This window comes from Lachnoclostridium sp. Marseille-P6806, from assembly GCF_964238185.1.
Taxonomy (GTDB): domain Bacteria; phylum Bacillota; class Clostridia; order Lachnospirales; family Lachnospiraceae; genus Brotaphodocola.
This window is the reverse complement of the sequence record NZ_CAXSLG010000016.1, coordinates 1-13182: the sequence shown is the minus strand read 5'-3', so window position 1 is coordinate 13182 and position 13182 is coordinate 1. Positions and strand designations below refer to the sequence as shown.

General features: G+C 47.9%; 13 protein-coding genes and 1 pseudogene. 3 read left to right on the top strand and 11 right to left on the bottom strand.

Annotation, left to right across the window (positions count from 1 at the left end; genetic code table 11):
• Positions 1-42: 42 nt before the first annotated feature.
• The 11 genes from ACESON_RS15050 to nusB all read right to left on the bottom strand — a co-directional run bounded on the left by ACESON_RS15050 (position 43) and on the right by nusB (position 10734).
• A complete protein-coding gene (locus ACESON_RS15050) occupies positions 43-288 on the bottom strand; it encodes a DUF6718 family protein (RefSeq protein ID WP_373110736.1) in 246 nt (81 codons plus the stop codon).
• A 377-nt stretch (positions 289-665) separates the two neighbouring features.
• A complete protein-coding gene (gene spoIVB, locus ACESON_RS15045; RefSeq protein WP_373110733.1) occupies positions 666-1943 on the bottom strand; it encodes a SpoIVB peptidase in 1278 nt (425 codons plus the stop codon).
• 206 nt (positions 1944-2149) lie between these two features.
• Entirely contained in the window at positions 2150-3832 is a 1683-nt protein-coding gene (gene recN / locus ACESON_RS15040) for a DNA repair protein RecN (protein ID WP_373110731.1), read from the bottom strand.
• A 17-nt stretch (positions 3833-3849) separates the two neighbouring features.
• Positions 3850-4293 carry an arginine repressor gene (argR, locus tag ACESON_RS15035; protein WP_177959051.1) on the bottom strand — a complete coding sequence of 148 codons (444 nt, stop codon included), beginning with the start codon at positions 4291-4293 and terminating at the stop codon, positions 3850-3852.
• Between the two features lie 41 nt (positions 4294-4334).
• The gene (locus ACESON_RS15030) at positions 4335-5216 is read right to left on the bottom strand and encodes an NAD(+)/NADH kinase (RefSeq protein ID WP_177959050.1); all 882 of its coding nucleotides are present in this window, start codon (positions 5214-5216) and stop codon (positions 4335-4337) included.
• A 10-nt stretch (positions 5217-5226) separates the two neighbouring features.
• Positions 5227-6036: a TlyA family rRNA (cytidine-2'-O)-methyltransferase gene (locus ACESON_RS15025; RefSeq protein WP_177959049.1), complete on the bottom strand. Its 810-nt coding sequence runs from the start codon at positions 6034-6036 to the stop codon at positions 5227-5229.
• A 19-nt stretch (positions 6037-6055) separates the two neighbouring features.
• Complete coding sequence (gene dxs / locus ACESON_RS15020; RefSeq protein ID WP_373110729.1) at positions 6056-7954, bottom strand: 1-deoxy-D-xylulose-5-phosphate synthase; 1899 nt, start codon at positions 7952-7954, stop codon at positions 6056-6058.
• Positions 7955-7986: 32 nt separating this feature from the next.
• Positions 7987-8874 carry a farnesyl diphosphate synthase gene (locus ACESON_RS15015; RefSeq protein ID WP_177959047.1) on the bottom strand — a complete coding sequence of 296 codons (888 nt, stop codon included), beginning with the start codon at positions 8872-8874 and terminating at the stop codon, positions 7987-7989.
• Positions 8861-9079, bottom strand: a complete 219-nt coding sequence (gene xseB, locus ACESON_RS15010) for an exodeoxyribonuclease VII small subunit (protein ID WP_177959046.1) — start codon at positions 9077-9079, stop codon at positions 8861-8863. The genes ACESON_RS15015 and xseB overlap by 14 nt, the downstream gene beginning before the upstream one ends.
• Entirely contained in the window at positions 9072-10280 is a 1209-nt protein-coding gene (xseA, locus tag ACESON_RS15005; RefSeq protein WP_373110726.1) for an exodeoxyribonuclease VII large subunit, read from the bottom strand. Before xseA ends, xseB begins: the two co-directional genes overlap by 8 nt.
• Before the next feature lies 1 nt (position 10281).
• Positions 10282-10734 (bottom strand): transcription antitermination factor NusB, encoded by a 453-nt coding sequence (gene nusB, locus ACESON_RS15000; protein ID WP_177959044.1) that lies wholly within the window; start codon positions 10732-10734, stop codon positions 10282-10284.
• Between the two features lie 228 nt (positions 10735-10962).
• On the opposite strand from nusB, the gene ACESON_RS14995 reads away from it, so the two are divergent.
• From ACESON_RS14995 to ACESON_RS14985, 3 genes and pseudogenes are all read left to right on the top strand, one after another.
• Positions 10963-11397, top strand: coding sequence for a DMT family transporter (locus ACESON_RS14995; RefSeq protein ID WP_177959043.1), 435 nt, complete (start codon positions 10963-10965; stop codon positions 11395-11397).
• 62 nt (positions 11398-11459) lie between these two features.
• Positions 11460-12791 carry an MATE family efflux transporter gene (locus ACESON_RS14990; RefSeq protein WP_373110723.1) on the top strand — a complete coding sequence of 444 codons (1332 nt, stop codon included), beginning with the start codon at positions 11460-11462 and terminating at the stop codon, positions 12789-12791.
• Between the two features lie 142 nt (positions 12792-12933).
• Positions 12934-13182, top strand: a pseudogene (locus tag ACESON_RS14985) (IS256 family transposase); the annotation flags it as partial.

The following is a 13182-nucleotide window of genomic DNA, read 5'->3' as shown; positions in this document are numbered from 1 at the left end:
GCATACAATAATTCTCAGCTTTTGGCTACCTTAACCCACCGTCTAAAGCCAGTGGGATTGCGGTAGCCTTATTTCAATTGCGTGTGCAAATTCCTCTTCTGTATCAACAAAATGATATGGTTCGTACTCACCATAGGCAGAAGGTCTGCTAATCGTCACAAGCTGAATCTTTTCATATCCAACTTTGGCTTCAATACTTCTTTTGAATTCTGAAAGATGCTTCCCATGTGTTGTTCTTAAAGCAACACACCCAACATTATCGATGTTTCTGGCTATCAGATAACACATATTTTAAAGCCTCATTAAAATCCTGTTCTGTCTGATTTTTAGCATTTTCATACATTTTTCGCAACTGTAATCCTATGCTGTTTTTGTAATTCTTTTTATAAACATACTTATGAATCCAGTTGTTAAACTATCTATCATAATAAATATCATAGATACTCAAAATTTTACAGATAAACGAAACTCCAAAGAGCCGACAACATAATAAAAAGCACTTACTAGTAAGCTTGCAGCACCTCCTTCACCGACCTCGCAATGCAGCATTCGCAATCAGCTTCGCTTTTCCTCGATGTTTGGCTTTCGCCAAATAGAAATCTAAAATAGCAGGTCAGCCTGTGAGTAAACTCACTCTGCCTGCTATTTCTGCTTTCTGCTTGGACTCAATGCTCCAGCATATCTTCAATAAATATTCCATATCCTCTTGTGGGATCATTGACAAACACATGGGTCACCGCCCCCACCAGCTTATCATTCTGAATAATCGGACTCCCGCTCATGCCCTGCACGATTCCTCCGGTTATCCGAAGCAATGCCTCATCTGTTACCCGAAGCACAATACTTTTATTTTTCTGGATGGGATTATATTCCACTTTTTGAATCTCAATTTCATAATCCCGCAGCTTTCCGGAAACATCGCTTCGAATCCATGCGGGGCCCTTTTGAATATCCTGACGATATCCGATTTCCAGAGGTTTTCCGCGCAGCATCCCTTTCATTTTTTCATTGACTGTTCCAAAAATTCCGTCATCCGTATTGAAGCTAATCGTTCCCAGCTCTGTCCCAGGACCGTAATAGATTACACCGGCCATGACTCCCGGCTTTCCCACTGCTCCCTTTTCAATTCCGAGAATTTCCGTTTCATAAAGACTCCCATTTTCAATCTCTACTACCTTTCCTGTATCCATATCGCTGATGCCATGGCCCAGAGCCCCAAATTGCCCGTTTTCCTCTACATAGGTTATGGTACCGATTCCCTGGGTATCATCCCTCACCCAGGCTCCCAGCTTATACATTCCATCCTGAGTCTTTACCGGATTCATACGAATCTCCATATCTTTCCCCTCCCGCCTTACCCGCAGAAGGGCTTCGCTGTCTCCGATGGAGTTCAGACTGGTAATCAACGCTTCCTTGTCTGTAAGAGGCTGTCCGTTTATTGCCTCAATGTAATCGCCAGACTGCAAAAGCCCATAAGCAGGCTCCACCTCCTGGCCCTGGCTGTCTGTAAGCCGTCCCGTTCCCACTACCATAACGCCCTTTGACTTTAGATAAATTCCCACAGGAAGCCCGCAGGGAAGCGCATACCGGGAATCCACCACATCCACCTGAATATCTTTAAAATGAATGGCTCCAAACAGCTTCAGCCCTACCCGATAGCTTCCAAGCTTTTCCCCATACAGAGACAGAGGCTCTGCCCGGCTCAGGTGAACCTCACCGGAAGGAATATTGGAACGGTTTCCCAGAACTACCTCTTCACTTTCACTTTGAAGCGTTACGTCAAAGGGAAGATCTAGGCGGAATTCTTCCTGCTCCCGTGCTACAATGCTCAGCTGCTCTGGAATCTGCCGCTCCATATAGTACCAGATAAAACCAGCTGTAAATACCAGACTAATCCAGAAGGTCCAGACCAGGTATCTACGGAATCTCTGTTTTCCAGTCATTTCACATACCTCCTCAGCGTACTTTGGAGCTCCTTTTGTTCTTCCCTGTTTTCGTCAGGTTTACAGGAACAGAAAAAGGAGCCTTTTTAAAGCTCCTTCTTAGTATGTGAGAGTTTCTGAAAAACACTCTGTCATTTTTTAGCTGTCATTTTTAACCGTTCATTTTGACTGAATTTTTGATTGGAAGCCGGCGCTGTTCTTCCATCTCAGCTTTCTTCCCTCTTTTTCAGCGCAAGCCTGGTCTGACTGGCCAGCTCCTTCATCTCTCTGGCATTTTGGAGAACAGCCTCTGTAATCTCCACACCGCCAAGCAGTCTTGCCAGCTCCTTGACCGTCTCCTCCTCCCTCAGACGGCGAATCTCCGTTTTTGTTTTTCCGCCCTCTGTTGACTTAGCAATCTCGAAATGGCAGTCTGCCATGGCTGCAATCTGAGGAAGATGGGTAATACAGATAACCTGATGGGTTCTGGAAATAATAGCCAGCTTTTCTGATACCTTCTGGGCTGTCCTTCCGCTGATTCCTGTATCAATTTCATCAAAAATCAAAGTAGGAATCTCATCACTGTCTGCAAGCACTGTTTTAATAGCAAGCATAATACGGGACAACTCTCCTCCGGAGGCCACCATGCCAAGAGAGCGGCAAGGCTCTCCCGGATTGGTAGAAATCACAAATTCTGCCTCATCAAAACCATTGGCTGTATAATGATCCATACGTCTGAATTCCATATCAAACTGGACATCCAGAAAATTCAGATCGATCAGTCCGTCGCGAATTCGAGCCGTTAAAGAAACTGCAGCCTTCCGGCGAAGTTCAGACAGCTGTCCGCAAAAAATCTCCAGCTGCTCCTGCGCCTTCTCATATTCCCGCTGCGTCTCCCTGCGATATTCATCAAAATTAGCCAGCTGATCCAGCCGTGTCTTTTTCTCCTCCAGGGAAACGAAAATCTGTTCAATGGTGTTGCCATATTTTGCCTGGAGATTGTGAATCAAATCCAGGCGCTTTTCCGTCTCTGCCAACTGCTCCTCGTCAAAGCTTACCTCTTCCATATATGCAGCAATGGCGTGGCGGGCATCTGACAGAATAGACTCCGCATCGTAAAGCTGATCCTCAATGGCCTTCAGGGCTTCATCAAAAGCCACCACCTGCCCCAGCTGACGAATGGCCTGTCCCAGCCCCTCTGTCTCCACCGCATTGTAAGCAGAGGAAAGACTTTCCAGAATTCTTCTTCCATTAGAAAACCTGCGGTACTGTTCCGCCAGAAGCTCCTCTTCCCCCTCCTTCAAGGCTGCATTTTCAATCTCATCTACCTCAAACTGCAGAAAATCCGTCTCTCGCCTTCTGCTTTCTTCATCTGAATTCATTTCCTCCAGCTGTTCCTGCAAAAGCCTGTACCGGCGATAGCAACTTTCTATTTTTTCTTTTACAGGCAGGATTTCTGCTTTTCCATAAGCGTCAAGAATCTCCAGATGCTTGGAACCATGAAGCAAAGACTGATGCTCGTGCTGACCATGGATATCAATTAAAAGTCCCGTCACCTGCCTCAGCTTTGCGGCAGTTACCGTCTCATCGTTAATTTTGCTGACACTTCGGGCCGGAAGCAGCTTTCTGGAAATAATCAGAAGCCCATCCTCATCAGGAAAAACATCCATTGCTTCCAGAGCTGCCCGCTTTTCCTCTGTTACAGAGAAAACCAGCTCCACATAGGCATACTCTGCTCCGCTCCGGATAATCTCCCGCGGAGCCTTTTGTCCAAGCGCCAGACTGACCGAGCCAATAATAATGGATTTTCCTGCTCCTGTCTCACCTGTCAGGATCTCCAGACCGTCGCCAAATTCCACATCCGCCCGCTCAATCAGCGCAAGATTCCTTACATGTAATTCCAGCAGCATGACCGCGCCCTCCTGTCCTATATGAGTTTTCTGATTTTTTCCATAACCAGAATGGTGTCGTCCAGGCTCCGCACGGCGCACAAAATGGTGTCATCACCGGCAATACAGCCGACAATTTCATGAAAATGAATGGCATCCAGAGCTGCTGCAACCGCCATGGCCATTCCAGATACCGTTTTAATAACCAGAATATTCTGAGCCATGTCCATAGATACAAAGCCGTCACGAAGAATCCGAATATATTTATCGCTGAGCGTCTCCTGGGTCTGCATTACCATATACCGCTGCCGACCGTTTTCGCCGGATGCCTTCGTCAGCTTCAGCTCCCGGATATCCCGGGAAATGGTTGCCTGAGTCACCTGATAGCCCTCCTCCTTCAGATGCTCTGCCAGCTCCTCCTGTGTCTCTATCTCATATTTCCCAATCAGTTCTACAATCTTGCTGTGTCGCTCCAGTTTCATTTTTCTCCTCCATTCCTGCCGTGTGTTCTTTTTCCCGGACTTCAGATACGAGCCATTTTCTTTCTCAGATTTTCCAAAAACGGGGCATTGCCCAGCTGAATCAAAGAGGTGTATTTTCCGGAACGGCGGATTTCCACTGCATCGCCTGGTTCCAGAGCCAGCACCTGATCTCCGTCAAATACTGCCGACTGAGGTTTTCTTTCCACATCCAGAGGCTGAATCGTTATCACATCCTCTGCAGACAGCACAATACTTCTGGAATTCAGAGAATGGGAACAGATCGGTGTCAGCACCATCAGTTCTGCTCCCGGAGCCACAATCGGACCGCCGGCTGAAAGATTATAAGCCGTTGATCCTGTAGGCGTTGCTGCAATAATTCCATCTGCCATATATTCATTGATGCATACGCCATTTAAATACACCTGAAAGTTCAAAACCTGCAGCACATCTCTTCGTGTCAGAACGATATCATTCAGAGCAATTCCTCTCATCCGGCACGAATCCGTTCCGTTTCCTTTTTTTACAATCCGCCCTTCCAGCATCATTCGTTTTTCCAGTGTATAACGATCCTCAAGTAAGGCATCCAGAAAAGGGAAGAGTCCCTCTTCTCCGGAAACCTGGGTCAGATAGCCGAGATGCCCCATATTGATCCCCGCCAGGGGAAGCTGCAGCTCCACCAGATCTCTGGCTGCCTGAATCAGGGTTCCATCTCCTCCCAGGGTAATCACACACTGGGTATCCTCCGGAATATTGCTGATACTGGTATAACCGCCACCCGTTCCTGCTTCCGCTATTTCCCGTGTTTGCTTCTGATGGCTGCCTGTACAGCTGGCGCCGCGGCTCTGAAGGTATTCTGCAATTTCCCGCGCCAGCTGTCCTGTTCTCTCCTTCTGGGAATTGGCTATCAGATAAAAATGCTTCATTGCTTCCCCCTTATGCCTGCAGGCTTCTGTGGGCTTCCTCTACCACTGCCTTCTCGTCAATCTCATAATCCGGATACAGACTGCCCTCCGGATGATTCTGCAGGTAAAGAAGATACTCAATATTGCCCTCTGGTCCCTTAATCGGAGAAAATTCCAGATTCAGAATCTCAAATCCAATGCTTACGGCAAATTCCATTACCTTTTCGATAACCTCCAGATGAGTGCTCTTTTCCCGCACAACACCTTTCTTCCCCACCTTTTCCCGTCCTGCTTCAAACTGAGGCTTAATCAGACATACAATCTGTCCGTCCTCAGTCAGAAGAGCCTTTACCGGTCCCAGAACCTTTGTCAGGGAAATAAAAGACACATCAATCGAAGAAAACTGAATCCGATCTTCGATATCCGCCGGTGTTACATAACGGATATTCGTCTTTTCCATACAGACAACCCGGGGATCGTTGCGCAGCTTCCAATCCAGCTGTCCATGTCCCACATCCACAGCATATACCTTTACTGCGCCGTTCTGAAGCATGCAGTCCGTAAATCCGCCGGTGGAGGAGCCCACATCCATACATACCTTGCCCTCCAGCTCTACGCCAAAATGAGTCATGGCCTTTTCCAGCTTCAGTCCGCCTCTGCTTACATATTTTAGAGTGGCTCCCCGCACCTCAACCTGTGCCGTTTCCTCAAACATGGAGCCTGCCTTATCTTCCTTCTGTCCGTCAACATAGACGATTCCTGACATAATAATCGCCTTTGCTTTTTCCCGTGATGCCGCCAGCCCACGGCTGACCAGCATCATATCCAGTCTTTCTTTCATTCCTGTTCCTCTCTGTCCCTTACCTGTTGTCAGAAGCCCTGAAGCTGCCTGCCAAAGGCAGATATGTAGCCCGCATTGCCTTTATAATCGAATCGCTGTCTATCCCCAGCGTCTCCCGGAGAACGGAAACATTGCCGTGCTCCACATAAGCATCCGGAAGTCCCACAGTCAGAACCTTTACATTCGGATGCCGTTCCTGAACCCATGCCTTCACAGCAATCCCATAGCCGCCCTGAAGAACATTTTCCTCCAGCACAACCAGAAAGGAATGAGTGGAAGCCAGCTTCTCCACCAGTCTGTAATCAACAGGCTTGATAAACCGCCCATTAGCAAGAGTACATGAAAACCCCTCCGCCTGCAGCTTATCCCGGATATGCTCTGCTGTGCTGACCATGCTTCCCACCGCCAGCAGGGCAATTTCCTGTCCTTCAAACAAAATTTCGCCTTTTCCGTATTCAACAGGACTGTCAAATTCCTTCAGCCCCCGGTAAGCCTGTCCTCTGGGGTAACGGATGGCTATGGGTCCCTCGTGTTCATTCAGCGCGTAATCCAGTTCCCTGCGAAGCTCCCACAGATTCTTTGGGGCCATGACCGTCATATTAGGAATACAGGTCAAATAGGACAGATCAAAAATACCCTGATGGGTTTCTCCGTCGCTGCCCACCAATCCCGCCCGATCCAGGGCAAATACTACGGAAAGATTCTGAATGCACACATCATGGAGAATCTGATCAAAGCCTCTCTGCAAAAACGACGAGTACACGGCAACCACTGGCTTCATGCCTGCCGCCGCCATGCCTGCCGCCGAAGTCACTGCATGCTGCTCTGCAATTCCCACATCAAAGAAACGGTCCGGAAACTGCTTTTTAAATGGCTTTAATCCCGTTCCGTCCGGCATCGCTGCTGTGACAGCCACAATCTTCGGATTCTTCGCCGCCTGGATACAAAGCTCTTTGGAAAATACATCTGTATAGCTGGGATATTCTTTTTTCTTTAATACGGTTCCTGTAGCTGCATCAAAAGGCTCGATTCCGTGGAACCGGGCCGGATTTTTTTCTGCCGGGGCATATCCCTTGCCCTTTTTTGTAATCACATGAACCAGAACTGCATGATTCATATTTCTGGCTTCCCGGAAAACCTTCACCAGCTCCTTCACATTATGTCCGTCCACCGGCCCCAGATATGTGACTCCCATATTTTCAAACAGCATTCCAGGAATCACCAGCTGCTTAATACTGTTTTTTGTACGGCTGATCTTATCTACCAGACTTTCTCCCACTACAGGAATCCTGGAAAGAGACTCTGACACCCGCCGTTTCAGATTATTGTATTTTACATTAGAACGGATCCCGCTTAAATACCGGGACATTCCGCCCACATTTTCAGAAATAGACATATTATTGTCATTCAGAACAATAATAAAATTTTTTTTCATATGAGCGGCATTATTCAGCGCCTCATAGGCCATACCGCCTGTCAGAGCTCCGTCTCCAATGACTGACACAACTGCATAATCATCACCCATCAGATCCCGTCCCTGAGCCATACCCAGACCAGCGGAGATAGAGGTGGAGCTGTGTCCAGTATCAAAGGCATCATAGGGACTTTCCTTCCGTTTGGGAAATCCACTTAATCCGCCGTACTGACGCAGATCGGAAAACATTTCCCGCCTTCCACTTAAAATCTTATGGGTATAGGACTGATGCCCTACATCCCAGATCACCTTGTCCTTCGGCAGATCAAAGGCCAGATAAAGGGCAATCGTCAGCTCTACCACGCCCAGATTTGATGCCAGATGACCTCCTGTTACGCTGATTTTATCAATCAGGAACTGACGGATCTCCGAAGCCAGAACCGTGATTTCCTCTGCGCTCAGGCTTTTTACATCCCATGGTCCCTCAATATGTTCTAAAATCATGGTTTTTACCCTCTGTTCTTTCTGTTACCGGATCAGTTTTCCCGGTTTATCAGCATATAAATCAAATTCTCAAGAAATGGATTGCTGCCTGGAATTTCGTGAAGCAGGGAAACTGCTCTTTCTGAAATCTCCGCCACATCGCTTCTTGCCTGGTCAATGCCTTTCAGAGTCACATAAGTAGTCTTATGATTTTTTTCATCACTTAATACCGGCTTACCCAGCTGCTCCTCTGTGCTTGTCACATCAAGAATGTCGTCCTGAATCTGAAACGCCAGTCCGATAGCCGATGCCATCTCCTCTACCTTTTTTAACTGTTTTTCTTCTGCGCCTGCAAGCACTGCCCCAATCATCATGGATGCCTCCAGAAGAGCCCCTGTCTTCAAACGGTAAATAAAATCCAGCTTTTCCTCCGGAATGGGCTTGTCTGTCAGCTCCACATCTACAACCTGACCGCCAATCATTCCGTAAATGCCTGTTTTTTCCGCCAGAAGCCCTATCGCGCGTCCTACCCGCTCCCCATGCTCTGTCATGGCAAATGCTTTAGCCGCCGTTTCCACAGCATAAATCAGCAGTGCATCTCCTGCCAGAACTGCCATGTCATATCCGAATTTCACCCAGGCTGTCGGCATTCCTCTTCGAAGCTGATCATTGTCCATGCAGGGAAGATCATCATGGATCAGAGATGAGGTGTGAATCATCTCGATTGCTGCCATAAAGGGCTCAATCTCTTCCCCCTTGCCTCCAAAAAGCCGGTAGGTTTCCTGCATCAGCATGGGGCGAAGCCGTTTGCCTCCGGCCCTGACGCTGTAGTTCATGGCCTCCAGTACGGTTTTCTGATATCCTGATTCCTCTGGCAGAAACTTTTCCACAATCTGCTCAACTTCTCTGGTTCTATGCATTAGTTCTTCACGCATCTCCATCCGCTTCCTCGCCTCCCTGCAGAATCATCATCTGTTTTTCTACTTTATCTATCTTATCGCTGCAGGCCTTTACCAGCTTCATCCCGGCCTCGTAGCAGGCAAAGGATTCCTCCAGAGAGGTGTCTGAAGCCTCCAGCTTTTCCAGAAGCTCGTCCAGCTGGGCAAAGGTCTCTTCAATGGACTGATCCTGTTTTCTCTCACTCATGGTTTATTTCCTCCCGCTCAGTTACCCGGGCCTTCAAGCGTCCGTCTGTAATTCGGATCGTGATCAAATCTCCCGGATTCACATCCGCTGCATGTTCAATCCTGCGGCTGTTCTCATCTGTAAGGAAGCCAAAGCCGCGGCTAATCTTCTCCAGAGGAGAAAGCCCGTGAAGACGTCCTCCAGCCAGAGCCAGCCTGTGCTTTGCCATTGTAAGCTTCCGCTTCATGGCCTCCTCCATCTGATCCTGCAGCTCCGCAAGCCTCTGCCTCTGCTGCCGCAGCGTACTCATGGGATCATGGAGCTGAAGCCGCAGGCGATACTGATCTTCCTGAAACCGGCGGCGCTCCACCTGGCGTCCCATCGCCCGCCGCAAAGCCGCATTGTAGGCAAGCAGCTGCTCTTCAAACTGTCTGTAGTCAAATACAGCCAGCTCTGCCGCCGCCGAGGGAGTCGGAGCCCGCAGATCCGCCACATAATCGGCAATGGTTACATCTGTTTCGTGACCTACCGCAGAAATCACCGGCGTCCTGCAGTTAAAAATCGCCCGTGCCACCGGTTCTTCATTAAAGGCCCACAGATCCTCAATGGATCCGCCGCCCCGGCCAACAATCAGCACATCCAGTCCCATCTCATCCAGTGTCTGTATTCCACGGACAATACTGGCTGCAGCCCCGGCCCCCTGAACCAGAGCCGGATACAGAATAAGCTGAACGTAAGGATTCCTTCTGGCTGTAATATTCATAATATCCCGAATGGCCGCCCCGGTACTGGCTGTCACTACTCCCACAGTCCGGGCATAGCGGGGAATCGGCTGCTTATACTCCGGGGCAAACATCCCCATTTCTTCCAGCTGATCTCTCAGTTTCTGAAACCGCAGAAACAAATCTCCCTGGCCATCCTGTTCAATTTTCCTTGCATACAGCTGGTATTTACCATCCCGCTCATAAACATCCACCGTTCCGGTTACTACAACCTGCTGTCCTTCCTGCAACTGAAAAGAGAGACCCCTGCGCTGTCCGGCAAACATCACCGCAGCTAGGGTCCCGGTTTTATCTTTCAATGTAAAATAAATATGCCCGGACGTATGGTACTTGCAGTTGGATACCTCGCCCCGCACAGAAATCCGGCTCAGGGCGAAATCCTGGGCAAACATATTCTTGATATAAGAATTCACCTGTGAAACCGAATAAATTCCTGCCATATTACTCTGCAGTCACCAGCTTTGCCAGTACTCCGTTAATAAATGCTGCCGAGTCCCGGCCGCCAAATTTTTTGGCCAGATCTACTGCTTCGTTAATTGCCACCTTTTCCGGCACCTGATCGTCATACTTCATCTCATACAGTGCCTGACGCAGAATGGTCAGCTCCACCCGTCCCATTCTTCTTGTTTTCCATCCGTAAGCAACCTGGTTAATCTGATCATCCAGCTCGTCACGCTTTGCCGCAATGGCCTCCACACGTTCAATCAGGAAGCTGCGCTCCTTTTCCTGCATCTCAACCCGGTGAATAATCTCTGTCTCACCTTCTGCAGTAATATCATCCTCATCCGGAGAGTCGAAATACTGACGAGTCTGTTGTTCAACCTCCTGGGCAGGGTAAAATTCTGCTGCAAACAGCATTTTAAAGCAATGCTCCCGCATCTTACTTCTTGTCATCTGAATATCCTCCTGGCATGGAACCGGCTCCATGCCGATTTCCTCTGTTCTGTCCTGTATTTTTCCTATGTTGCTTCTGTATCGGAAGAACACAGCTTTGCATTATCATATCACATTTTTTTCTGTTTCACAATGACTGGATTGAAAATCCAGTATCTGCTCTGTATAACTTTTCTCCATTTCGGGTATTCTCTTCCTGACAGATATTTTAACAAACGGAGGTTTTTTATGTGGGGAATTGTCATTGCACTTGTATCCGGCGCTCTGATGAGCTTACAGGGGATTTTTAATACAGAAGTTACCAAACAGACCAGTATCTGGGTATCTGCCGGATGGGTACAGTTTACTGCTCTGATTACCTGCATTCTGTTCTGGTTTTTTTCTGATCGAAGCTCTGCCGCCATCCTCCTTCAGGTTCGCCCCTGGTACATGCTGACCGGCGGTCTGATGGGCGCGTTTATTACGTTTACCGTCATCCGGAGTATGGACGGCCTCGGTCCTGCACAGGCTACCTTGTTCATTGTAGTTACTCAAATCCTGGTTTCCTATGGAATTGAGCTTCTGGGACTCTTCGGCGTAGAAAAAGCTGCCTTTGAATGGAAAAAACTGATTGGCGCTCTCATTGCCATTGCCGGAATTATTGTTTTTCGATGGGAAAAGTAACCAATACAACGTTGAAAACCTCCTCTTCCTGAGCTATAATCTCAGGGAATGGAGGTTTTAGTATGACAAATGATATGACAAGAGGACGGATTCTGCCGCAGCTGATCAGCTTTACCATTCCTCTGGTTTTAGGCAACCTGTTTCAGCTGACCTACAATGCAGCCGATTCCATGATTGTGGGAAGGTATCTGGGCGGTCAGGCTTTGGCTGCTGTAGGAACTGCCGGGCCTATTATGAATCTGGCCATTCTTTTTATCAGCGGAATGTGCATGGGAGCCGGAATTTTGATGAGCACCCAGTATGGAGCAAAACAGCAGGATGTACTGGAACGGCAGATCAGCACCACGCTTTTAAGCGGACTGGTCTTTTCCTTTTTTGTCACCCTTTCCATGATGGTTCTGGCAAAGCCTGTTTTAACTCTGATCCGTGTGCCGGAAGAGATTCTTGACAGCGCTTGCGGATACCTGCGGATCATTTTTACCGGATTTCTTTTTACCTTTGCCTACAATTTCTTTTCCAGTACCCTGCGGGCCCTGGGAGACAGCAAGGCTTCTCTGTATTTTCTTGTTATAAGCTCTGTTTTTAACATTGCAGGGGATTTGCTCTTTGTAGCAGTTTTCCGGTGGGGTGTCAACGGCAGCGCTCTGGCAACCGTTTTAAGCCAGATGATCTGCTGTCTCTGCTGTATGATTTATATCCAGAAAAAAGTACCTCTTCTGCGCCTGGGAAAACGCTGGCTTATTTTTGATAAATGCCTCTTATCCCGCACCTTTTCCTTTGGCATTACCAGCGCCCTTCAGCTCATGTGTGTCCAGCTTGGCAAGGTCTGTGTCCAGTCTATGGTAAATATGCAGGGGATTGCTTTTATGGCTGCCTTTACTGCAGTCAACCGGGTCGATGATTTTGCCCTGACGCCGCAGCAGAATATTGCCCATGCAGCCACTACCTTCATGGCTCAGAATAAGGGAGCCGGACAGGAAAAACGCATGAAGCAGGGATTTTTCTGCGGCGTTCTGGTGGAGCTTTGCTACACTGCGGCTGTAGGGAGCTGTGTGTTCCTGTTTGCAGAGCCTATTATGAAGCTGTTTCTTCCTGAAGAATCAGCAGAAGTCATTGTACTTGGCGTCACCTATCTGCATCTGATTTCCTTTCTCTATCTTTTATCCGGATCTGGCAATATTGTTCAGGGATTTTTCCGGGGAATCGGTGATTTGAAGGTTACTCTGATTAGCTCTCTTCTGAACATTTCTGTTCGAGTGATTGCAGTTTTCTTTATGCTTCAGGTATCAAACGGAGGCTTTGGATGTCTGGCCTGGGCCTGTTGTTTTGGATGGATCTCCATGAATCTTCTGGAGATTCCGCTGCTTATCAAAAAAATACGGAGTATGAAATAGCTCCATGCAATATAACCTATAATCCTTCTACCTAAAAAATCCTGTGGAAACCAGATATGGATTTCCTACAGGGAGTATCCCAAAGTTTGTGTAAACCTTCAAACTGATGTAAGATAGACTTACCAGTTTGGAGGTTTATTTTATGGCAAGAAAAAAGGATACCCCACAAAAAGCAGCTCTTCGGGAAATGATGGGCAACTACCTGAAAGAGAACAATGTAACGGTCAAGGATGGAACGGATGTCAATTCCATTATGCGGGATATGATGTCCATCATCCTGGAAGGTGCCCTGGATCAGGAAATGGATGAGGAACTGGATGAGGAACTGGGATATTCCAAGTATGATTATCGGAACAAGGAAACAGATAATTCCAGAAATGGCCATTCCCAG

Excerpts from the sequence above, each read along its gene's own strand:
- ACESON_RS15015 (WP_177959047.1), bottom strand. The coding sequence starts at position 8,874 with ATGGAGATGCGTGAAGAACTAATGCATAGAACCAGAGAAGTTGAGCAG.
- xseB (WP_177959046.1), bottom strand. The coding sequence starts at position 9,079 with ATGAGTGAGAGAAAACAGGATCAGTCCATTGAAGAGACCTTTGCCCAG.
- spoIVB (WP_373110733.1), bottom strand. The coding sequence starts at position 1,943 with ATGACTGGAAAACAGAGATTCCGTAGATACCTGGTCTGGACCTTCTGG.
- ACESON_RS15025 (WP_177959049.1), bottom strand. The coding sequence starts at position 6,036 with ATGAAAGAAAGACTGGATATGATGCTGGTCAGCCGTGGGCTGGCGGCA.
- ACESON_RS15030 (WP_177959050.1), bottom strand. The coding sequence starts at position 5,216 with ATGAAGCATTTTTATCTGATAGCCAATTCCCAGAAGGAGAGAACAGGA.
- ACESON_RS14995 (WP_177959043.1), top strand. The coding sequence starts at position 10,963 with ATGTGGGGAATTGTCATTGCACTTGTATCCGGCGCTCTGATGAGCTTA.
- nusB (WP_177959044.1), bottom strand. The coding sequence starts at position 10,734 with ATGACAAGAAGTAAGATGCGGGAGCATTGCTTTAAAATGCTGTTTGCA.
- recN (WP_373110731.1), bottom strand. The coding sequence starts at position 3,832 with ATGCTGCTGGAATTACATGTAAGGAATCTTGCGCTGATTGAGCGGGCG.
- dxs (WP_373110729.1), bottom strand. The coding sequence starts at position 7,954 with ATGATTTTAGAACATATTGAGGGACCATGGGATGTAAAAAGCCTGAGC.
- ACESON_RS15050 (WP_373110736.1), bottom strand. The coding sequence starts at position 288 with ATGTGTTATCTGATAGCCAGAAACATCGATAATGTTGGGTGTGTTGCT.
- xseA (WP_373110726.1), bottom strand. The coding sequence starts at position 10,280 with ATGGCAGGAATTTATTCGGTTTCACAGGTGAATTCTTATATCAAGAAT.
- argR (WP_177959051.1), bottom strand. The coding sequence starts at position 4,293 with ATGAAACTGGAGCGACACAGCAAGATTGTAGAACTGATTGGGAAATAT.
- ACESON_RS14990 (WP_373110723.1), top strand. The coding sequence starts at position 11,460 with ATGACAAATGATATGACAAGAGGACGGATTCTGCCGCAGCTGATCAGC.